Annotated in this window: 13 protein-coding genes; 9 read left to right on the top strand and 4 right to left on the bottom strand. The window is 64.2% G+C overall.

The annotated features are described in order from the left end of the window. Positions 1 to 124: 124 nt before the first annotated feature. The 3 genes from ACQR13_RS22185 to ACQR13_RS22175 all read right to left on the bottom strand — a co-directional run bounded on the left by ACQR13_RS22185 (position 125) and on the right by ACQR13_RS22175 (position 4,098). Positions 125 to 1,258: a hypothetical protein gene (locus ACQR13_RS22185; protein ID WP_315753225.1), complete on the bottom strand. Its 1,134-nt coding sequence runs from the start codon at positions 1,256 to 1,258 to the stop codon at positions 125 to 127. A gap of 133 nt (positions 1,259 to 1,391) precedes the next feature. Next, positions 1,392 to 2,528, bottom strand: coding sequence for a hydrolase (locus ACQR13_RS22180; RefSeq protein WP_315753224.1), 1,137 nt, complete (start codon positions 2,526 to 2,528; stop codon positions 1,392 to 1,394). Between the two features lie 67 nt (positions 2,529 to 2,595). Next, entirely contained in the window at positions 2,596 to 4,098 is a 1,503-nt protein-coding gene (locus ACQR13_RS22175) for an MBOAT family O-acyltransferase (protein WP_434863245.1), read from the bottom strand. A 453-nt stretch (positions 4,099 to 4,551) separates the two neighbouring features. Here ACQR13_RS22175 and ACQR13_RS22170 point away from each other — a divergent pair, with 453 nt between their 5' ends. The 3 genes from ACQR13_RS22170 to asnB all read left to right on the top strand — a co-directional run bounded on the left by ACQR13_RS22170 (position 4,552) and on the right by asnB (position 9,995). Continuing rightward, the gene (locus tag ACQR13_RS22170) at positions 4,552 to 5,613 is read left to right on the top strand and encodes a hypothetical protein (RefSeq protein ID WP_316172938.1); all 1,062 of its coding nucleotides are present in this window, start codon (positions 4,552 to 4,554) and stop codon (positions 5,611 to 5,613) included. A gap of 417 nt (positions 5,614 to 6,030) precedes the next feature. Beyond that, entirely contained in the window at positions 6,031 to 7,986 is a 1,956-nt protein-coding gene (locus ACQR13_RS22165; protein WP_316172937.1) for a TIGR04372 family glycosyltransferase, read from the top strand. A gap of 38 nt (positions 7,987 to 8,024) precedes the next feature. Then, the gene (gene asnB, locus ACQR13_RS22160) at positions 8,025 to 9,995 is read left to right on the top strand and encodes an asparagine synthase (glutamine-hydrolyzing) (RefSeq protein WP_316192919.1); all 1,971 of its coding nucleotides are present in this window, start codon (positions 8,025 to 8,027) and stop codon (positions 9,993 to 9,995) included. Between the two features lie 105 nt (positions 9,996 to 10,100). Here asnB and ACQR13_RS22155 read toward each other — a convergent pair whose 3' ends face one another. Continuing rightward, positions 10,101 to 11,063 (bottom strand): lysylphosphatidylglycerol synthase transmembrane domain-containing protein, encoded by a 963-nt coding sequence (locus tag ACQR13_RS22155; RefSeq protein WP_315712786.1) that lies wholly within the window; start codon positions 11,061 to 11,063, stop codon positions 10,101 to 10,103. A 187-nt stretch (positions 11,064 to 11,250) separates the two neighbouring features. Here ACQR13_RS22155 and ACQR13_RS22150 point away from each other — a divergent pair, with 187 nt between their 5' ends. The 6 genes from ACQR13_RS22150 to ACQR13_RS22125 all read left to right on the top strand — a co-directional run bounded on the left by ACQR13_RS22150 (position 11,251) and on the right by ACQR13_RS22125 (position 21,877). Continuing rightward, positions 11,251 to 12,534, top strand: coding sequence for a nucleotide sugar dehydrogenase (locus tag ACQR13_RS22150; protein WP_315753219.1), 1,284 nt, complete (start codon positions 11,251 to 11,253; stop codon positions 12,532 to 12,534). Positions 12,535 to 12,544: 10 nt separating this feature from the next. Then, positions 12,545 to 13,561 carry an NAD-dependent epimerase gene (locus tag ACQR13_RS22145; RefSeq protein WP_315753218.1) on the top strand — a complete coding sequence of 339 codons (1,017 nt, stop codon included), beginning with the start codon at positions 12,545 to 12,547 and terminating at the stop codon, positions 13,559 to 13,561. A gap of 11 nt (positions 13,562 to 13,572) precedes the next feature. Continuing rightward, the gene (locus tag ACQR13_RS22140) at positions 13,573 to 14,985 is read left to right on the top strand and encodes a mannose-1-phosphate guanylyltransferase/mannose-6-phosphate isomerase (protein ID WP_315753217.1); all 1,413 of its coding nucleotides are present in this window, start codon (positions 13,573 to 13,575) and stop codon (positions 14,983 to 14,985) included. A gap of 70 nt (positions 14,986 to 15,055) precedes the next feature. Continuing rightward, positions 15,056 to 17,278, top strand: a complete 2,223-nt coding sequence (locus ACQR13_RS22135; RefSeq protein WP_315712781.1) for a tetratricopeptide repeat protein — start codon at positions 15,056 to 15,058, stop codon at positions 17,276 to 17,278. An 81-nt stretch (positions 17,279 to 17,359) separates the two neighbouring features. Continuing rightward, a complete protein-coding gene (locus ACQR13_RS22130; protein WP_434863244.1) occupies positions 17,360 to 19,573 on the top strand; it encodes a tetratricopeptide repeat protein in 2,214 nt (737 codons plus the stop codon). Positions 19,574 to 19,657: 84 nt separating this feature from the next. Then, entirely contained in the window at positions 19,658 to 21,877 is a 2,220-nt protein-coding gene (locus tag ACQR13_RS22125; RefSeq protein WP_434863303.1) for a tetratricopeptide repeat protein, read from the top strand. Positions 21,878 to 21,882 lie beyond the last annotated feature (5 nt).

The following is a 21,882-nucleotide window of genomic DNA, read 5'->3' as shown; positions in this document are numbered from 1 at the left end:
CATCTTTGCTGACGAATCAGGCGGAGGATGGATCCGAGGATGCTCCGACGAGAGACGAACTGCTTCGCTGGTGGGCGGGCCAATCGGAAAAGCCTCGGAGGACGCAAGTCTCTCGCAGCATGCCTCAGTGATAGAGATCGAACTGTTCACCCTGTCCCTTTTCGAGATCGGCTGCCAAGGCGCTGCGGTCGATCCGCGGAAACAGCTTGCTGAACTCGGTCCGGTCCAGCAGGGCGAGGTAGGTCTTGAGCATGCCCCTTTCCGAGGGATGCGCGGGATCGAAGAAGTTGCCGGAATCGCGCGATATCTCGGTGCGGCTCATATCGAAGAACTGGATGCCAAGCTGCGCAAATCTTTCGACGGTCTGTGGACTCCTGATCTCGCGCCAGTGACCAGAATAGGGCCGGTAGGCTTCATCGGTATCGAGGAAGGCTGCCGCGCTTTCCAGGAACGGATATTGGATCGCAACCACCGAAAAGCCTCGTTCGCGAGACAGTCGGGCCAAGCGATCGACTTCCAGGAACTGCCTTTCGCTGAGGTGGGATGTACCCCAGAACGACAGGATGTATTGAGCGCCTCTAGACATCGTCTCGGCCCATGCGCTTCGATAGGGTGGGGCAACTATGACCGAGCCGTCCTTGCGGAATCCGAACTTCCCGCGAATCGCCTCTGGACCGACCAGTTTGTTGTTGTCCACAGGATCGAACTGCGGAATCAAGAGCGCGGACCGGATTGCTTCGATGTTTCCCCCAGTCCGGATCACGAACTCTACCACGCTGTGCAACTCTCGCCGGTGTGCATCGAGCCCCTGTGCGAAGTCCATCGTGCGTTCCTTTGTCCAGGCATCGGCAAGGGAATCGTCGAACAGGAAGTAATCCAGCGCCACGACGACGACGCGCGGTTTCGCAGCTTTGGTCGCGCGATCGACGAAATCTACGACGTGCGCGAGAGGCCAAGCCGTCAGGCAGGCGTTATAGCTGCGATAGGGGCGAAACATCTGTTCGCGGGCTTGGCCGCAGCGGGAACTTCCCACCAGCAAGATCTCAGGGCGAGTTCGCCTAATTCGCTCCAGCTTGTAAGCGGCATAGTCCTTGAACGTCCCAAGCCAGACGAGCCGGTCGCTTTGTGACTGCTCCGCCGCGATCACTGAAAGCGGAACCGTGGCGCCCAATTGCCAGCCCGCCCATTCCAACATCGCCAGCAGCGGCACGAACGCGGCAGCGAACAGCGTTATGACTATCGCGATATACCGGGTCACGGGCTTGTATCCATTCCGTCTCCTGCCGCAAAGCTCGGCCATCTTGGCCCCCAACAAGCAACATTCGGACGTTGACTGTCCACGTGTCGAGCTGACGACTCAGAGGTGCTGGCCAAAGAGCGTTGTATGGTGCTCAGGTTTGCGGTGAAGAAGCGAGTGATCGCCGGATCTCTGAGGGGTCGATCCTCGGAAACTCAGCTCCAAAATCCGGATCATTCAGCAAATGCAGCATCGTTCGGGCGGCGCCGGCCTCCGCCAAATGGTAGGCGTCCACGAAACTGGCCGTCTCATGCTCCATCGTTAGGCGCGCCAAATCGAAGAAGCGGATTCCCATCTCCTGCATCCAGTCCCGAGTTTGCTTGCTCGCGAACTCTCGCCAAGCACCGAACCTCTGAGGACCGTCCTGTTCGCGATCTAGAAGATCAACGCCAGCCCGAATGAACGGCAACTGAACGCCAATGAGCTTTACCTTGCGAGATTTCGCGATTTCCGCGAGTCGAGCGATCGGCTGTTTCAGCCGTGACGACACGCCTGGCGCGCGAGGAAGGCTCCCGGCGAGCGTTTCGGCATTCAAGTAACGTGAGCGCGCATCGGCAATATGTGCCGGTGAATAGAGGTAGGATCCGTCACTGCGGAAGCCTTCCCCATGAAGGATGGACTGGGTGCCGACGAAGGCCGTCGGCGAGCTGGCGTAGTTCCGGAATGGCGCCGGATTGCGCGCTGCCGTCCGCGCGAAATCCAAAAGGCTTGATCTCACATAGGTGAGCGCGAGATCGTAACGCATCTTTCGTGGAAGAGCGAACCATTCTTCCCAACGCTCGGCAAACAAGAAGTGATCCAGTGAGAGAATGGCGACCCGGGGAGGCGCGAACCGTGTGGCGCGCTCGAACAGATCGACCATCTGGTCAGTCGTCCAAGCCGTGAACGAGAGATTGTAGAAGCTGTATGGAACAAAATGGGCGGAACGAAACGACCCTGCGCGCGATGAACTGATCCAGATGACTTCGGGACGCTCCTGCTCGAGCCTCGCCAACTTGAACGCTGCATTGTAGCGCAGATCAAAGGGAAGCACGATTTGCCCGGGGTTCTTTCGCTGGGACTCAGCCAGATCCTGCAGAGTTTTCGTAGCGCCGAATGGCCGGGCTAGTTGAAAAAGAGTCGCGGGAAGCAGGTAGCCGGCCAGCGCGGAGGTCGCCAGAACCGTCGTGACGTAACGCCGCGTGCAATCCATCGACTGCACTGAAAGCGGTGGCCGCGGTTGATCATCCATGCAGCGGTCGTCTGAAACCATGCTCATTAACATCAGCGCAAAGCACTGCGGTGCACGCGGTGATAGCTTAGAACTGGAAGTAGAGGAACTGGGAGGTGTCTCCGGCGATGATGTTCATCAGAACCGCCGCCACCAGCGCGATCGAAGTTCCGATGGCCCACGGCAGGGACGGTCGCCACTTCAGGTTCAGAATGCTCCAGGGACGAGGGTTGTGGTAGGTGTCCAGTCCGACCTTCCAGCGCTCGAACATCGTGTTCACGTTGGGCAGGGTGAAACAGGCGACATAGCCTGCCAGGATTGCGATCATGAGGCGCGGATCGACGAGGTTCGTTGCCGTGATCTTCTCCGGGTTGGACAGGGCGAGCATCCCCTTGATGAGCCTGACCGCGGCATTCGGATTGTCGGCCCGGAAGAAAACCCACGCCAGAACCACGACGAACTGTGTCAACAAGAGCGCCGCCACCGCATACCAGGCGGTCGCCGACAGGCGGGTGAGGGCCGGTCGCTGTGCGACGAATTTGCCCCAGCGATGATTGACGATCAGAAACAGCCCGTGCAGCGCTCCCCATATGATAAAGGTGAAGCCTGCTCCGTGCCAGAGACCGCCGAGCAGCATGGTGGCGAAGAGGTTGGCGTTTCTCCGGTGCTCGCCGTAGCGATTGCCGCCAAGCGGGATGTAGAGATAGTCGCGGAGGAAGCGCGACAGCGAGATGTGCCAACGGCGCCAGAACTCGACGATGCTCAGCGATTTGTAGGGGGAATCGAAGTTGAAGGGCAGCCGGATCCCGAACATGATCGAAATGCCGATCGCCATGTCGGAGTAGCCCGAGAAATCGAAGTAGATCTGCAGCGAGTAGGCGAGCGCGCCGCCCCAGGCGTCCATCAGGTGAAGGTGGCTCGAATTGGCGGCGTGGAACACGGGATTCGCGATCAGGCCGAACCCGTCCGCGATGAACGACTTCTTGAAAAGTCCGATGGTCAGAATCGTAAGGCCGACCGCGACCTTCTCGATGGAAATCCGTCGGCTCTCCTCCGAGCCGAATTGCGGCATCATCTCGCGGTGATGGAGAATCGGGCCGGCGACCAGATGCGGAAAATACGTGACGAACAGGCCGTACTTCACAAAGCTTCGTTCATCGGAATACCCGCCATAGACGTCGGCGAGGTAGGCGATCTGGGTGAAGGTGAAAAACGAAATGCCAAGCGGGAGAACGATCGCAAGCGAGGGGTGCTTCGACGCGGTGATCGCATTGAGGATCTGGATGCCGAAATTCGTATATTTGTAGAACGCGAGCGCGGCCAGGTTGAGCGTGATGGCAGCGGAAAACAGGCCGGTGCGGAGCTTTCCGGTCTGTCCGGCAATCAGCAGACCCATCGTATAGTTGAAGGCGATGGAGATTAGGATGATCGGGACGAAGTGGATCTCCCAATAGCTGTAGAAGGTGAGCGACGCCGCGGCGAGCCAGCTGAGGCGCACGACAGGGGCGGCGAAAAAGCGAGCCAGCAGAAAATAACCGACCAGAGTCACCGGCAGGAACAGGAACAGAAACTCAAACTGCGTGAAGAGCATAACAAGTTTCTTGATGTTGCTGCATATTGCGCTGCTTTATCAATGATTGAGGGCGCTGCCAAGTTGCGTGCGCCTCTCCAACTGCGAATTTCGGGGGATGCCGCCTGCTGACGGTGGCGACGTGCGGCCGGCCTCTCGAACAGGGCGGACCCTTTTCGATCAATGATTCTTCTGCTATGGCAGCTCAAAATTCGACCCAACGACGCCAATCCAACGCCGCCGTGACGGGGGGCGCGCAATCACTCTTGCCGACGACCGCAGCGGCGAAGAAACCCCTCGATGGATCATGCAGATGACATCCCGATAGGTCTGCGCTCCCGCGCAAAGCAAACTTGGGAGGAGTGGGAAGCCCTCTGTTCCACCGGCTGACGTCGTGTCTAGACTCTCGTCGTCGGAGCCGAAAGCAGCTGCCACGACACCCACCGAGACAACCTATCGAGCGGAAATTGCGTCATGTCGACAGTCGGCCGGTCTGCACCGGAAAAGTCAGCTGAACCGGCCGGATTCGGGCGCTATCTCATCGCAGTCGGAATTGTCGGCCTGGCGGCCGCGTTCGCGTTTTCGCTCGGCTTGTCGCTCTTCTCATTCGACGCGTGGACGTTGCGCGATGGGCTGTTGCAGATTCCGCGCCAAAGCGACACCAACTGGTATCGTGATTTTGGAGGCCGCAGCATTCCGCAGATCCAGGACCAGGATATCTTCTACAGCAATCTGGGAGGATCGGTCGGAGCCGCCGAGCAGTCTGACATTGTCTTTCTCGGTCCGTCCTTCGTCAGCTATGCCGTAGACCGGCAGACGCTCGCGCAATCGCCGGTGCTCGGTCGATTGGGGATCTACAACATGGCCTTCGTGGGCATTCGCGGCGGTGAGTTCTCGCGGCTCGTGATCCAACGCTGGAAAATCCGTCCGCGTCTGTGGATCATCAATGCCGACGATCAGTTCGTGCACTTCTTCAGCAACGACCTCAACGTCACTCTTGGTCCGCAGAAGCAGCCCATTGCCGCCGTCCAGCGCAACCGACTACGGGGGTACCTGACGGTGGTCGGCCGCAATCTGCACTGGCGTATCGAGGACTTGATTGCGGCGTATCAGAACGGCCATTTCTCGCCCACCGGCCTCTATCGCAACATCGCTGATGGTGACATGGGGCTGGATGACAATCCGGGCTATGTCGCCTTGGGCAACAAGCCGATGCTGTCGGCCCGCGATCCCGACTGCCATACGACCCCCGCGATTGTCGACTATGCGAAGAGATTTCTCCAGGAAGTGGGCGGAGAGGCCGTGCTCACATTGGTCCCGCATAGCCAGTCCTGCGTCCAGCAGGCCGCAGAACTGGCGAAGGAATTGAACATCGAACTGATCGCGCCGCCATTCGATGGCCTGACGACGATCGACGGCGGCGGCCATTTGGACAGGCACGGAGCGCAGATCTTTACGAGCTATCTCGCTCGCGAGATCGTCAAGACGGCGGCTTTCAAGCGGGCATTTCCCGTTGGAGTTGGCGACGGCAAATGATGCCGATTTTGCTGAATTCCAACCAAGGAGGAGCCGCCGCCTCCACGCGGGGTCGTCCGACACGCTTCGTCCGAGCCCTCGCTCATCAGGTGGGACTCCCCGAGACCAATCGGCGCCGGGCTTAAGATTCTGAATCCTCATTTCATCCGGTTTTGCTCGCGTTCATCCCCATGTTCGGCTTGGAAAATTCCCGGGACCTCTGTTATAGCTGCGATCCAATCGGCTCAATCCTTGGTTGGCATTTGCGGCGGCGATGTCTCCACGGGGAATTCTCCCATTGGACCCGGCGAGCGTATTGTCCTTATCCTGAGACGTGATCCTTGGCGCGCAGGCGACTTGAATGGCCGGTCGTCCAGGCTCCGCCTTGATCCGAACGCGCGGAATCCGGGATTTCAAGGTTGTGTGGAACTTGGTCGTATGAAACTGCAAAAGCAAAGGCCGATGCGCGGCGGCCGCCGACGGTTTGTCTACCAGGTCTTCGTCATAGTCGGAGCGACCCTCAATCTGCTGCCGCGACGCGCGGTGTTCCTTGGTCTGGTCATCGCTTTCGCCGCGAGACTTCCACTCCGGCGGCGCCTTGCTCAGGCCTATTTTCCCTATGCGACGTCGCATCTTGCAGCTCGGCCGGAGTTTCGTTTTTCGACGGCTCTCAGCCGATATTTCCCCGGCGCTTCGATTCAAGCCCTGAGCAGCATCGGTGCCTATCGCGAGGCGGCCGGGACTGTCGGCCGCGAAACCTTGGCGTTCGATGATGCGGACACCAGATACGCGCTGGTTCGATCCTTGTTCGAACTGGGCGAGTTTTCGGAAGCGCGCGATGCCGCGGCGGGAGCGAAGCCCGAACAGCTCGAAGCGATGGTCGATCTCGCCTTCTACAAGGCCATGGTCGACGTGATCGAAGGGGATGAGGCGGCGGCGCTCGACGCGATGTTCTGGGCGGGTCGGAGCAGCCTGCATTTTTTCCGTCCCCACCAGAACATCGCAGCTCGGAATTCACCGCGCTATGTTCCCAACAGCCTCGATTTCCTCTGCGGCGCTCCCGGCCGGCTGTTCGACCTGTGCAACTTCACGGGCCAGCGCGTGATGCATGTCGGTCGCGGCGAGATTGCAATTCGGTTGTATGAGCGCGCCTTGGATGCGCAGCGGGAACTGCGGGCATCGCCGCCACCGCTTTCTGATGAGTTGAAGCGTCTGCTCGACCGGCTCGGCCTCACCTTCGATACGCTGCGGCTCGTTCCTGAGGAATGGGCGACGCAGATCGGCCATCTCGGCATGCTCGACATTCTGTTTCGGATGCGAGAGCTGGGCTGGTGGTCAGGCGAAGCCGTGATCGTCGTCCGTCCCGATAGCATCGCCAACGCGGTCTTCTTCAAGCTGTTTGAAGGTTTCGGCAAGGTCGTGGTGATCGGCGAAACCGTATCGGAGCGACTGGGTGAGGAGCTGCTGTCCTTGCAGCGCTGGTGCGGGTTGAACTTCAACGCGTTCAGGCTGCCGGATGGGCGGGTCGTGCCCTGGCAGGACGCGGGTGCGATCGCCATCGAGCAATGGGAGCGTGAGGGCAGAGGGCATCCGTTGCGTGATGCCTACGACCGGAGTGCGGCCGCCGCTGCGGCTCGCTTCGATGCGTTCCGTTCCAGGTACGGCATGAAGCCCGACGACTGGTATGTGTGCCTGCACACCCGGGACGCAGCGCATTATTTCGAGTTCATGGGCACAGGGCAGACCCACCGCAATGCGCCGATCGAGACGTCTTTGGACGCCATTCGTCTGATCGCCTCCCGTGGCGGATGGGTCATCAAGCTCGGTGGTCCGAACTCGCCGAGGCTTCCGCCGATGGCTCGCACGATCGATTACGCGCTGAGCGAATTCAGATCGGAGCCGATGGACATCCACCTGATCCGCCACGCCCACGCCTTCATCGGGACGACGTCCGGGTTGACGAATGTCGCTGTCAGTTTCGGCATTCCTTGTGCGATCGTGAATGCGATCACGACCGACGCCCAGCTATGGAACAGCAACGTCCGTTTTGCCCTCAAGCCCGTCAGACTGGCAGACGGCACCGTGCTGACGCAGCACCAACTGACGACGTCGCCCTGGCGCTGGCGCGTGTTCGATGCGGCCGTGCTGGGCCGGAGCGGCGCGCATCCGGAGACCAACTCGGCGGACGACATCCGCCACACGGCGGATGAGGTCCTGGCCATCGCCGACGGTCGGTTGGCTGAATTCGAAGGCGATCACGATGGCGCACGACTGCTGTCGCGCTGGAGGCGTGCGCTGGGGCTGCCCTATTACTACGGCACCAGCCGTCCGAGCCTCGGTTTCCTGGCCAATCATGAGACGGAATTGCTGCACGACGCTGGTGAGGGTCACTGAGCCATGCAGATGGGGGACGAAGCGGCGGAGAGGGGACCATGTGCGGCATAGCCGGCCTGTTTCGCCTCGGCGGAGCCGACCAGGCCCAACTGGCCGGGATCGTCGAACGGATGACGGCAGCGCTGGCGCATCGCGGCCCCGATGCGTCCGGCAGTTGGATCAGTGCTGCGAAGGGGCTTGCCTTCGGACATCGCCGTCTGGCGATCCTCGATCTCTCCGAGGCCGGGGCGCAGCCGATGCACAGTGCCTGCGGACGCTACACCGTCACCTTCAACGGCGAGATCTACAACCATCTCGATGTCCGTGCAGAGCTGGAGGCCGCCGGCGCCGCGCCGAATTGGCGCGGTCATTCCGACACCGAAACGCTGCTCGCCGCGATCAGCCGATGGGGCGTTGAGCCGGCGCTTCAGCGCCTGATCGGCATGTTCGTCTTCGGGCTCTGGGACGCCGAAACTCGGCAGTTGATCCTGGCGCGCGACCGCTTCGGCGAAAAGCCGCTGTTCTACGGCTGGAGCGGCGCCGATCTGGTGTTCGGCTCCGAGCTCAAGGCGCTGGCGGCGCATCCCTCCTGGGCGCCGTCGCTCGACCGCGCGGCGCTCACGGCGTTCATGCGCTATTCCTACGTGCCTGCGCCTGCCACGATCTGGACCGGCATCCGCAAGCTGCCACCGGCGTCGTTCGTGAGCTTCGCCTTGGATGCGGCTCCCGGCGGCTGGCCACTGCCGCAACCCTATTGGTCGCTGCGCGATCGCGTCGCTGCCGCCCAGGAGGATCGCATCGCCGACGAGCGCGAGGCCGTCGATCGGCTGGAGCAGTTGCTGTCGGTCGCCGTGAAGCGGCAGTGCCTGTCGGACGTGCCGCTCGGCGCGTTCCTGTCCGGGGGCGTCGACTCATCGACCATCGTGGCCTTGATGCAGGCGGGGGCGAGCCAGCCGGTCCGCACCTTCAGCATCGGCTTTGCCGAAGGTGGCTACAACGAGGCCGAGGACGCCCGCAGGGTTGCCCAGCATCTCGGCACGGATCATACCGAGCTGTACGTCGATGCGCGGACCGCGATGGACGTGGTGCCGAAGCTGCCGCGGATCTATGACGAACCGTTCGCCGACTCCTCGCAGATCCCCACGCATCTGGTCGCGCAGCTCGCGCGCCGGCATGTGACCGTCGCATTGTCAGGTGACGCGGGCGACGAGCTGTTCGGCGGCTACAACAGGCATGTCTGGGGCGGCGCGCTGCAGGCGCGTCTTGGTCGCGTGCCGATGCCGCTGCGGCGTGCCATTGGCGCCGTTCTCGGCGCGATCGCCCCAGAGCCGGCCGAGACGGTTCTCAGGGCGCTGCAGCCGGTGTTGCCGGCCCGATTGAAGGTTCGGCATGCCGGCGATCAGGTGGCCAAGCTCGGCCGCGTCATTGCCGCCGACGGCTTTGATGGCCTCTACCGGGCGCTGTGCTCGATCGATCAGGATCCGGCCGGGACGGTGGTGGGTGGCACGGAGCAGGAGAGTTGGGCGGGGAGCGAGATGCGGCAGCTCGCGGCGCGGCTCGATCCGCTCGACCGCATGACCCTGGCGGATTCCCTCAGCTATCTCAGCGACGACATCCTGCAGAAGGTCGATCGCGCGGCGATGGCGGTTGCGCTGGAGACGCGTGTGCCGTTCCTCGACAAGGACGTCGTCGAGTTCTCCGCCAAGGTGCCCGCCGGCATGAAGGTGCGGGACGGCCGCGGCAAATGGCTGGTGCGGCAGGTGCTGTATCGCCACGTACCGGCCGAGATGATCGATCGGCCGAAGACGGGCTTCAGCATTCCGCTCGACGCGTGGCTGCGTGGGCCGTTGAAATCCTGGGCCTCGGACCTGCTGTCGCCGGAGCGGCTGAGGCGGCAGGGCCTGTTCGATCCGGTGCGGGTGACGCGCATGTTCGACGAGCATCTCAGCCGCCGCCACAATCATTCCTACTGGCTGTGGAACGTGCTGATGGCGCAGGCCTGGCACGACGAATGGGCGCGCGCCGCTTAGAGCATGATGATCCGGAAAAGTGGAAACCGGTTTTCCGAAAAGATCATGCTCAAACAAAGAGATGAGATCATGATGCGATTCCGTGGAATCGCATCATGATCCAGGTCAGTCTTCGACCGTCGCGGGAACGGCGAGGCGGCCGGCGCCTTTTTCGGCGCTGAGAATCCACACCAGCCCGCCCATGCCGCCGACGATGAAGTAGACCGCGCCGAACAGGATCGAGACCACGGTGCCGTCCGCCGGCGCCAGGCCGGCATAGCCGAAAGCCACCATCATCGTCGCCTCGCGCACGCCCCAGCCGGCGATCGAGATCGGCAGCATCGTGATCAGCATGATCGGCGGGGTCAGCAGGAACAGTTGTTCGAATGCGGCTGGCGCCGCGATGGAGCGCACCGCGCACCAGGCAATGACGACGGCCAGCACGTGAATTGACAGTGACAGCGCGGCGATCTTCGCAGCCGTGGTTCGGCCGAAGATCACCTTGTTCGCGATCACCGAGCAGGCATAGACGTGACGCGTCGGCCACCACGCCTTCATCCACGCCGCCGGCAGATGGCCGATGGTGAGGAAGCCGACGCCGGCCGCCAGCGCGGCGGCGTCGACCAGCACCAGGGCCAGCCGCCCGTGCTCGTCGGCGATCATGCCATAGCTCCACGGCAGGCTCGAGACGATGATCAGCGCCAGCGCAATGAAGCCGACGGCGCGGTCGGTCAGGATCGAGTAGCTGGCCGCGCGCCAGCCGGCGCCGGTGCGCCCGATCAGCCAGAGACGCACGGCATCGCCGCCGATCGAGGACGGCAGGGTCTGGTTGAAGAAGGCGCCGATCATGTTGTAGCGGAACGCCTGCAGGTCCGTCAGCGGCGCGCCGCACAGCGCGGAGATCTCGCGCCACCGCAGGGCGCCGATGAAGATCTGCACCAGCGTGATGGCTACCGCCAGCCCGATCCAGCCGATGTTGATCTGGCTGAGCCGTTCGCGGATCGCCGCAAAGTTGATCCCGCGCAACGCGAGATACAGCAGGGCCAGCGACACCACGATCCGGAGGAGAAGAATCAAAAACGCACGCATGCCAGGCTGGCTTCGCTCTTGGTTGAAACGGTCCAAGCCGAGTGCGATACGCGCAACTCCCGTCCTGGCAAGGCCGGACCCCGGTCGAGGGGGAGCCTTAGCCGCCCCTTGCGGTCCTGATGCACCGGTGGCTAAACAGTCGCAGGGGTGGCGTCAATGGCCTCCGAAACGACCGGAATATCAATTTATGTCTCATGGCCGGAAGATTGCGGTGATAGGCCTTGGCTATGTCGGCCTGCCGGTCGCGGCTGCGTTCGCGCGGACAGGCTGCCCGACGATCGGGTTCGATATCGATGCGGTCCGGGTCGCGGAGCTGAAGGATGCAAGGGACCGGACCTGCGAGGTCGATGCGGCCGACCTGCGCCGGCCAGGCCTGCGCTTCACCAGCGAGCCGGATGATATCGCGACTGCCGATTTTTTCATCGTCACCGTTCCGACCCCGATCGATAGCGCGCGGCGGCCCGATCTCGGCGCCATGCTGGCCGCGACGCGCACGGTGGGGGCCGTTCTGAAACGCGGCGACATCGTCGTCTATGAGTCGACCGTGTACCCGGGCGCCGTCGAAGAAGACTGCGTCCCGTTGCTGGAGAGCTGCTCGGGACTGAAGGCGGGGACGGATTTCAACGTCGGCTATTCGCCGGAGCGCATCAATCCCGGCGACAAGACGCATCGCTTCGAGACCATCACCAAGGTGGTCTCGGCACAGAATCCGCAGACGCTCGCGATCGTCGCCGCCGTCTACGGCTCGGTCGTCACCGCTGGCATCCATCGCGCGCCATCGATCAAGGTCGCCGAGGCGGCCAAGGTGATCGAGAACACCCAGCGCGATCTCAACATCGCCTTCATGAACGAGTTGTCGCTGATCTTCCAGGCACTGGAGATCGATACCGGCGACGTGCTCGCGGCTGCCGCGACCAAGTGGAACTTCCTGCCGTTCACCCCCGGCCTGGTCGGCGGCCACTGCATCGGCGTCGATCCCTATTACCTCACCTACCGCGCCGAGAAGGCGGGCTACCATCCCGAGGTGATCCTGGCGGGCCGCCGCATCAATGACGAGATGGGCCGGCGCATCGCGCGCGAATGCATCCGCGGATTGCTGCGGCGGAAGGGCCGGGGGGGCGTCGTCACCATTCTCGGCATGACGTTCAAGGAGAACGTGCCGGACATCCGCAATTCGCGGGTGATCGACATCATCAGCGAATTGCAGTCGTTCGGCGTCGAGGTGCAGATCGCCGATCCCCTCGCCGATGCAGCGGCGGTGCACGAGGAGTATGGCATCGGCCTGACGGCGATCGAGGCGCTGCGCCCAGCCGACGCGGTGGTGTTGGCCGTGTCGCACGATCAGTATCTCGCCGGAGGCTGGGCTCTCGTGCAGGGCCTGCTGCGCGAGGAGAGCGGCCTCGTGCTCGACGTGAAGATGAAGCTCGACCGCGCGAGCAAACCCGCCGCCATCGAACTGTGGCGACCCTGACGGAGCGACCATGGCAGATCATCCCATCCTCGTGACCGGCGCCGCCGGCTTCATCGGATTCCACCTGTCGCAGCGGCTGCTTGCGGAGGGGCGCCGGGTCATCGGCATCGATAACGTCAACGCCTATTACGATCCGAAGCTGAAGGAGGCGCGCCTCGAGATCCTGAAGGCGCAGCCGGGTTTCGTTTTTCATAAGCTCGATCTCGTCGACCGCGCCGGCATCAAGGCGCTGTTCGCCCAGCATCGCTTTCCGGTCGTGGTGCATCTCGCCGCTCAGGCCGGCGTGCGCTACTCGCTGGAAAATCCGCACGCCTATGTCGACGCCAATCTCGAAGGCTTCATCAACGTCCTCGAAGGCTGCCGCCATCATGGCTGCGAGCATCTGCTGTTCGCCTCGTCCTCATCGGTCTATGGCGCCAACACCAAGCTGCCGTTCTCGGTCAAGGACAATGTCGATCATCCGATCAGCCTCTATGCGGCGAGCAAGAAGGCCAACGAACTGATGGCGCATTCCTACAGCCATCTCTACCGCCTGCCGGCCACCGGGCTGCGCTTCTTCACCGTCTACGGCCCCTGGGGCCGTCCCGACATGGCGATGTTCATCTTTGCGAAGGCCATCCTCGCCGGGCAGCCGGTCAAGCTGTTCAATCAGGGCCGGATGCGGCGTGATTTTACCTATGTCGACGACATCGTGCAGGCCATCGTCCGCCTGATCGGCCGCCCGCCCCAGGGAAACCCGGATTGGGATGGAAACAGGCCCGATCCGTCGAGCAGCCGGGCGCCATGGCGGATTTACAATATCGGCAACAATCATCCCGAACAGCTGATGGACGTGATAACGTTGTTGGAGAAGGAATTTGGGCGGCCGGCCATCAGGGAAATGCTGCCGATGCAGCCCGGCGACGTCGAGGCGACCTATGCTGATGTCAGCGACCTCGAACGCGACATCGGCTTCCGGCCGGCGACGTCGATCGCCGACGGCATCGGACGTTTTGCGAAATGGTACCGCGACTATCACCGAATTTAACGGGTTGATTCATGACCGGACGCATCATTCCTCTCATCATGTGCGGCGGCGCCGGGACCCGGCTCTGGCCGGCCTCGCGGGAGGTTCGCCCGAAGCAGTTCCTGCCGCTGTTCGGCGCCCGTTCCACGTTCCAGGACACGCTGCTGCGCGTATCCGATGCCGACTTGTTCGAACGGCCGATCATCATCACCAATCTGGCCTATCGCTTCATGGTGCTGGAGCAACTGGCCGAGATCGGCATCGAGGCGGACGTGCTGCTGGAGCCGATGCGGCGCGATTCGGGCCCGGCCATCGCCGCCGGAGCGGCGTTCGCCCAGTCGCGCCATCAGGACGCTGTCGTGCTGGCACTCGCGGCCGATCACGTCGTCCGTGACACCCCCGCTTTTCTCGCGGCGTGCCGGCAGGGGCTCGCGGCCGCCGAGGCCGGCCGCATCGTCACCTTCGGCGTCAATCCGGAGCGCGCGGCCACCGAATATGGCTATATCAGCCCGGGTGCATCGGTATCCGGGGAAGTGCGGGCCGTCGCGAAGTTCGTCGAGAAGCCGGATCAGCCGACCGCCGAGCGCTACATTCGCGAAGGCTATCTCTGGAACAGCGGCAACTTCATGTTCCGCGCGTCGGTCCTGCTCGATGAATACCGCAAGTTCGATGCGGGCAGCGTGCAGACGGTGATCGACGCTGTCTCCAAGGCCGGCCGCGACCTCGGCTTCATCATCCTGGACTCCGATGCCTTCGCGGCGGCCAAGCCGATCTCGATCGACTATGCCGTGATGGAAAAGACCGAACGTGCCGCCGTGGTGGCGGTGTCGTGCGGTTGGTCTGATGTCGGCTCCTGGCATGCGGTCTGGGAACTGTCCGACAAGGACGAGCAGGGCAATGCCGCGCGCGGCACCGCCGTGTTCGAGGATTCCCGCAACTGCAACGTGGTCACCGACAAGGCGCTGGTCGCGCTCGAGGGCGTCGACGATCTCGTCGTGGTGGCGGCGCAGGATGCCGTGCTGGTGTCGCGCCAGCGCGATGCCAACGGGTTGAAGCGGCTGGTCGCCAAGCTCAAGACCGTCGCGCCCGAAGTGACCGAGGCGCACATCAAGGTGCATCGGCCCTGGGGCAGCTATCAGTCGGTCGACAATGGCGAGCGTCATCAGGTCAAGCGCATCATCGTCAAGCCCGGCCAGCGGCTGTCGCTGCAGAAGCACTATCACCGCTCCGAGCACTGGATCGTAGTGCGCGGCGCGGCGCGGGTCACCATCAACGAGACGGTCAAGACCGTGCACGAGAACGAATCGATCTACATTCCGATGGGCGCGGTGCACCGGCTGGAGAACCCGGGCAAGATCCTGCTGGAACTGATCGAGGTCCAGACCGGGTCCTATCTCGGCGAGGACGACATCATCCGCATCGAGGACGATTACCGCCGCGAGTAGGGCGGGGTCTCGCCGCGAATCACGCGAGCCGTGCTAGATAGCCCCGGACGTCGTCCGCCGGAGAGCTTCCTTGCAAAGCACGATCGGATCGCGCGCGTTCCAGAACGCGCGCCTGCAGAAGAAGAACCGCAAGCAGGCCGACGGCCTGCTGCCGAAGGCCGTCGAGGCCTACCGGTCGGGCCGGCATGCCGACGCCCAGGCCATCTGCGGTCAGGCGCTGGCCCTCGTGCCCGATCATTTCGACGCCCTTCACCTTCTCGGCGCCTCCGCGCTCGACAGCGGTCGGCTCGACCTCGCCGAGCAGGCCCTGACCCGCGCCGTCGCGGTGGAGCCGCGCAATGCCGAGGCCCTGGCCAATCTCGGCCTCGTGCTGTTCAGCATGAAGCGCTACGAGGAGGCGCGCGCGGTGCAGGAGCGCGCCGTCGCGCTCAAGCCCAATTTCGCCACCGCGCTGACGAGCCTCGGCAACACCCTGATGAACATGCAGCTGTTCGCGCAGGCGATCGAGGTGCATGACCGCGCCATCGCGCTGAAGCCCGACTTCGCCGACGCCTACTGCAATCGCGGCATGGCGCAACTGCTCCTGCTGCGCAACGAGGAGGCCAGACAGAGCTTCGACCGCGCCTTGGCACTGGCGCCGCGGCACATGCAGGCGACCTTCGGCAAGGGGTTGGTCAGCATCAATCTGCGGCACCTCGAGCAGGCGCTCGCCGCCTTCAACGCCGCCCTTGCCATGAAGCCGGGCACGGCGGCCGTCATCGCGCAGCGTGGCCGTCTCTATGTGCAGATGGGACGGTTCGCCGAGGCCGAGGCCGATTTCGATGCCGCGCTGGCGACCGACCCCGGGCTCGAGGCGGCGCTGCTCGGCAAGGCGCATGTCTGCGTGCTCACCGAGCGGATCGCTCCGGCGATGCTCGCCTGCAAGCGGGTGCTGGAGCAGAATCCGGCGTCGGAGGTCGCGCTGATCTGGCTCGGCACGTGCCTGGCGAAGCAGGGCGACACGGCCGGCGCCATCCAGCACTTCGACCGCGCCCTCGAGATCAAGCCGGATTTCGAGGATGCAATGATGAAGAAGATCTTCGCGCTCGATTTCTATCCCGGCGCCGACGTCGCCGTGCATCAGGCCGTCCGCCGCGAATGGTGGGAGCGGATCGGCGCGCATATCTCGCAGCGCCAGCTCGCCGCCATCGACCGTGATCCGGATCGCCGCATCACGGTCGGTTACGTGTCGTCCGACTTCCGCAGCCATTCGGCCGCGCTGACCTTCCTTCCGGTGCTGCGCCATCACGACCACGCGGCGTTCAAGGTCATCTGCTACTCGTGCTCGCCGCTGGTCGATTCGGTCACCGAGCAGTGCAAGGCGGCGGCCGACGGCTGGGTCGACGGATCTCAATTGTCCGACGATGAGTTGGCCGATCGCATCCAGGCCGATCAGGTCGACATTCTCGTCGACCTCTCCGGTCATTCGGCCGGCAACCGGCTCACCGTGTTCGCCCGCAAGCCCGCGCCGATCCAGGTCACCGCATGGGGCAATGCGACCGGCACGGGATTGCCCACGATGGACTACTTCTTTGCCGATCCGGTGACGGTGCCGGCGGCGGTGCGGCCGCTGTTTGCCGAGCAGGTCTACGATCTTCCGGCGCTGATCACCACGGATCCGCTGCCGGACGCGCAGCCGACGCCGCTGCCGATGCTGCGCAACGGCTACGTCAACTTCGGTGTCTTCAACCGCGTCGACAAGATCTCCGACGAGGTGCTGAGGGTGTGGTCGGCGCTGCTCCAAGCGTTGCCGGACGCCCGCATCGTCATCAAGAACGGCGCGCTCGAGGACGCATACCTGCGCGACACGCTGATCGCCCGCTTCGCCGCGCACGGCGTCGGCGAGAGCCGCCTCACCTGTCTCGGCGCTTCGATGCGCCATGAGCACATCGCGGCGTTCGCCAACATCGACATCTCGCTCGATCCGTTCCCGCAGAATGGCGGCGTCAGCACCTGGGAATCGCTGCAGGCCGGCGTTCCCGTGGTTGCCAAGCTCGGCAACAGTGCAGCGTCGCGGGCCGGCGGCGCGATCGTCAAGGCGATCGGGCTCGACGACTGGGTGGCCGAGGACGACGAGGGGTACATTGCGATCGCCCTGAAGCACGCGGCGCGGCCGGCCGAGCTCGCTCAGCTCCGTGCGGAGCTGCCGATGCGGGTGGCCAACTCGGCCGCCGGCAACGTCGAGACCTACACGCGCAAGGTCGAGGAGGGGTATCGCCAGTTCTGGCGCCGCTATTGCGCTACTGGCGGCTGAGGCCCATCCGTCGCGGCCTGAAGCAAGGTCGCGCGTGAACAAGCCCGATATGTAGATCCACGCGTTATTCGGAGGCCGTCTTTGGCAAGCGATGTCGGTTCCCGTGCGTTTCAGAATGCGAGGCTGCAGAAGAAACACCGCAAGCAGGCCGATGCGCTGATGCCCGCGGCCGTCGCCGCCTATCGCGGTGGTCGGCGGGCCGAGGCCCAGGCGATCTGCGGCCAGATCCTGGCGTTGCTGCCGGACCATTTCGATGCCCTGCATCTGCTCGGTGTGACGGCGCTCGACGGTGGCCAGATCGATCTCGCCGAGCAGGCGCTGACCAAGGCCGTCGAGATCGAGCCGCGGAATGCCGAGGCGCTCTCCAATCTCGGTCTCGCGCTGTTCAACCGCAAGCGCTTCGAGGAGGCGCGCAAGTGCCAGGAGCGCGCCGTCGCGCTGAAACCGAATCTGCTCGTGGCGCTCACGGGCCTCGGCAACACGCTGATGCGCCTGGGCCGGCCGGAGGAGGCGATCACCGCGCATGACCGGGCGATCGCGCTCAAGCCCGACTATGCCGACGCCTATTGCAATCGCGGCATGGCGCTGCTTCCGCTCGCCCGCAATGCAGAGGCCAATGCGAGCTTCGATCGCGCGTTGTCGCTCAACCCGCGTCACATGGAGGCGATGTTCGGCAAGGGACTCGCCAGCATCAATCTGCGCCATTCCGACGAGGCGCTCGCGGCCTTCGACGCCGCGCTCGCCATCAAGCCCGGTGCACCGCAGGTGCTCGCCCAGCGCGGCCGGCTGCATCAGATGGCCGGGCGTTTCGACCAGGCGAAGGCGGACTACGAGGCGGCGCTGGCGCGTGATCCGATGCTGGAGATGGCGTTGCTCGGCAAGGCCCAGCTCGGCCATTTCAAGGACGTCGCCCAATCCGTCGACGCCTGCCGCAAGGTGCTGGAGCAGAATCCGCGCTCCGAGGAGGCCTGGCTGTGGCTCGGCGTCTGCTATGGCAAGCAGGGCGAGGTCGCCTCGGCCGTCGCACATTTCGATCGCGCCCTCGAGATCAGGCCCGATTTCGCCGAGGCGATGACCGCCAAGATCTTCACGCTCGAGTTCATGCCGGAGGCCGATTTCGCGCTCCAGCAGGCGGCGCGGCGCGAATGGTGGCAGCGGATCGGCGCCCACATCCCGCGCCGGCCGGCGGCCAAGCGCGATCTCGACCCGGAACGACACCTGACGATCGGGTACGTCTCGTCCGACTTCCGCAATCATTCGGCCGCGCTGACATTTCTGCCGGTACTCAGGCATCGCGACCCGCAGAATTTCGCGATCGTCTGCTACGCCTGCTCGCCGGTGCAGGACAGTGTGACCGCGCAGTTCCGTGCCTGCGCCGATCTCTGGGTCGACGCCGTGCAGATGTCGGACGACGAACTCGCCGACCGCATCACGGCCGATGGCGTCGATATCCTGGTCGATCTCTCCGGCCACTCCGCCGGCAACCGGCTGCCGCTGTTTGCCCGCAAGCCCGCACCTATCCAGGTCACGGCCTGGGGCAGCGGCACTGGCACCGGCCTGCCGACCATCGACTACTTCCTGGCCGATCCGGTGACGGTGCCCGACGCCGTGCGTCATCTGTTCGCCGAGCAGGTCTACGACCTGCCGGCGGTGATCACCACCGAAGCGTTGCCGGACATCGCGCCGACACCGCTGCCGATGCTCAATAACGGCTTTGTCAGCTTCGGCGTGTTCAATCGGCTCGACAAGATCTCCGACGCTGCGCTGATCGTCTGGACCCGCATCATGCAGCAGCTGCCGGACTCGCGCATCGTGATCAAGAGCAGCTCGCTCGATGATCGCTTGTTGCGCGACCGTCTCCTGGCGCGCTTCGCCGCCCATGGTGTCGTGCCGGAGCGCGTCGTCTGTCTCGGCTGGTCGACGCGCGAGCAGCAGATCGCGCAGTTTGCCGAGGTCGACATCTCGCTCGATCCGTTTCCGCAGAATGGCGGCGTCAGCACCTGGGAATCGCTGCAGGCCGGCGTGCCGGTCATCGCCAGGCTCGGCTGCAGCGCGGCGTCGCGCGCCGCAGCCGCGATCGTCACGGCGGTCGGGCTCGGCGAGTTCGTGGCCGAGGACGACGAGGGGTATGTTGCGCTCGCCGCGAAGTGGGCCTCTCGGCCGGCGGAGCTCGCCAGGCTGCGGGCTGCTCTGCCGGCGATGGTCGCAGGCTCGGCCGCGGGCAATGTCGAGACCTACGCGCGCAAGGTCGAGGAGGGTTATCGCCTGTTCTGGCGCCGCCATTGCGCCGGATAGTTCTTGTGTCGCGGCATCCGCTCGTGCCGCATGTGAGTTCACCGCGTTCCCGCGATCTGCACGCTCCTCATGGAGGCAAGTCTTTTGGCAAGCAATGTCGGCTCTCGCGCCTTCCAGAATGCGAGATTGCAGAAGAAGCATCGCAAGCAGGCCGATGAGCTCATGCCGCGCGCCGTGGCGGCGTATCGTGCCGGCCGTCACGCCGAGACGCAGGCGATCTGCGGCCAGATTCTGGCGCTGCTTCCCGACCATTTCGATGCGCTGCACCTGCTCGGCGTCACGGCGCTCGACGGCGGCCAGCTCGACCTCGCCGAGCAGGCCCTGACCAGGGCCGTGGAGATCGAGCCGCGGCATGCCGAGGCGCTCTCCAATCTCGGTCTCGCGCTGTTCAACCGCAAGCGCTTCGACGAGGCGCGCAAATGCCAGGAGCGCGCGATCGCGCTGAAACCGAATCTGCTCGTGGCGCTCACGGGCCTCGGCAACACGCTGATGCGCCTGGGCCGGCCCGAGGAGGCGATCGCCGCGCATGACCGGGCGATCGCGCTCAAGCCCGACTATGCCGACGCCTATTGCAATCGCGGCATGGCGCTGCTTCCGCTCGCCCGCAATGCGGAGGCCAATCAGAGCTTCGATCGCGCGTTGTCGCTCAACCCGCGTCACATGGAGGCGATGTTCGGCAAGGGACTCGCCAGCATCAATCTGCGCCATTCCGACGAGGCGCTCGCGGCATTCGACGCCGCGCTTGCGATCAAACCCAACGCCGCGCAGGTGCTGGCGCAGCGCGGCCGGCTGCATCAGCAGGCCGGACGTTTCGACAAGGCGATGCCCGATTTCGAGGCCGCGCTGGCGCTCGATCCGCGGCTGGACGTCGCGCTCCTGGGCTTCGCGCAGCTCAGCGCCATCAAGGACAATATCGCGCCGGCGATGGATGCCTGCCGCAAGGTGCTGGAGCAGAACCCGCAGTCGGAGGTTGCCTGGACCTGGCTCGGAGAATGCTTCTGCAAGCAGGGCGATCTCGCGACGGCCTTGCAGCACTTCGAGCGTGCGCTCGAGATCAAGCCGGATTTCGGTGATGCGATTACCGCGAAGATCTTCCTGCTCGACTTCATGCCGGATACCGATTTCGCTCAGCATCAGGCGGTACGCCGGGAATGGTGGACCAGGATCGGCAGCAAGATCACGCGCCGGCCGCCGCCGGTCCGCGACCGCGATCCGGAGCGGCGGCTCACCATCGGCTACGTCTCGTCCGATTTCAGGAATCACTCGGCTGCCCTGGTGTTCCTGCCGGTCCTGCGCCACCACGACCATCAGGCGTTCAGGGGCGTCTGCTATTCCTGCTCGCCGCTGCAGGATGGCATGACCGAGCGATGCCGTTCCGCCGCCGACCTCTGGGTCGACGCCTGGCAGATGTCCGATGAGGAACTGAGCGATCGCATCGAGGCCGATCAGGTCGATATCCTCGTCGACCTCTCCGGCCATTCCGCCGGCAACCGGCTGCCGGTGTTCGCGCGCAAGCCGGCGCCGGTGCAGGTCACGGCGTGGGGCAGCGGCACCGGCACGGGGCTTCCGACCATCGACTACTTCTTCGCCGATCCGGTGACGGTGCCGGAGGCTGTGCGTCCGCTGTTTGCCGAGCAGGTCTATGATCTGCCGGCCGTGATCACCACCGATCCGTTGCCGGGATGGCAGCCGACGCCACTGCCGATGCTGCGCAACGGCACCGTCACGTTCGGCGTCTTCAACCGGATCGACAAGATCTCCGAGCCTGCGCTCGCGCTCTGGTCCCGCCTGATGGGCGCGCTGCCGGGCTCGCGGATCGTCATCAAGAACGGCGCGCTCGATGAGCCCTTGCTGCGCGACGGCCTCGTCGCGCGGTTCGTGGCGCATGGCATCGCGCAGGAGCGCATCACCTGCCTCGGCCTGTCGACGCGCGACCAGCACATCGCGCAGTTCGCAGGCATCGACGTGTCGCTCGACCCGTTCCCGCAGAATGGCGGCGTCAGCACCTGGGAGTCGCTGCAGGCCGGCGTCCCCGTCATCGCCAAGCTCGGCCACGGCGCGGCGGCGCGCGCGGCGGCGGCGATCAACACGGCGGTCGGGCTCGGCGACTTCGTGGCCTCCGACGATGACGGCTACATCGCCATCGCGCTGAAATATGCTGCCGCACCCGCGACGCTGGCGAAGCTGCGTGCTGAACTGCCGGCCATGGTTGCCAACTCGGCCGCCGGCAATGTCGAGACCTACACGCGCAAGGTGGAGGAGGGCTACCGCCAGTTCTGGCACCGGTACTGCGCCTCCTCCTGACCGCA

The organism is Bradyrhizobium sp. HKCCYLRH3059 (assembly GCF_051168035.1).
GTDB lineage: Bacteria > Pseudomonadota > Alphaproteobacteria > Rhizobiales > Xanthobacteraceae > Bradyrhizobium.
This window is presented reverse-complemented; position numbering and strand designations above follow the sequence as displayed.

What these genes read in the sequence shown, in the direction of transcription:
- ACQR13_RS22180 (WP_315753224.1), bottom strand. Translation starts at nt 2,528, where the DNA reads ATGGATGATCAACCGCGGCCACCGCTTTCAGTGCAGTCGATGGATTGC.
- ACQR13_RS22175 (WP_434863245.1), bottom strand. Translation starts at nt 4,098, where the DNA reads ATGCTCTTCACGCAGTTTGAGTTTCTGTTCCTGTTCCTGCCGGTGACT.
- ACQR13_RS22170 (WP_316172938.1), top strand. Translation starts at nt 4,552, where the DNA reads ATGTCGACAGTCGGCCGGTCTGCACCGGAAAAGTCAGCTGAACCGGCC.
- ACQR13_RS22165 (WP_316172937.1), top strand. Translation starts at nt 6,031, where the DNA reads ATGAAACTGCAAAAGCAAAGGCCGATGCGCGGCGGCCGCCGACGGTTT.
- asnB (WP_316192919.1), top strand. Translation starts at nt 8,025, where the DNA reads ATGTGCGGCATAGCCGGCCTGTTTCGCCTCGGCGGAGCCGACCAGGCC.
- ACQR13_RS22155 (WP_315712786.1), bottom strand. Translation starts at nt 11,063, where the DNA reads ATGCGTGCGTTTTTGATTCTTCTCCTCCGGATCGTGGTGTCGCTGGCC.
- ACQR13_RS22150 (WP_315753219.1), top strand. Translation starts at nt 11,251, where the DNA reads ATGTCTCATGGCCGGAAGATTGCGGTGATAGGCCTTGGCTATGTCGGC.
- ACQR13_RS22145 (WP_315753218.1), top strand. Translation starts at nt 12,545, where the DNA reads ATGGCAGATCATCCCATCCTCGTGACCGGCGCCGCCGGCTTCATCGGA.
- ACQR13_RS22140 (WP_315753217.1), top strand. Translation starts at nt 13,573, where the DNA reads ATGACCGGACGCATCATTCCTCTCATCATGTGCGGCGGCGCCGGGACC.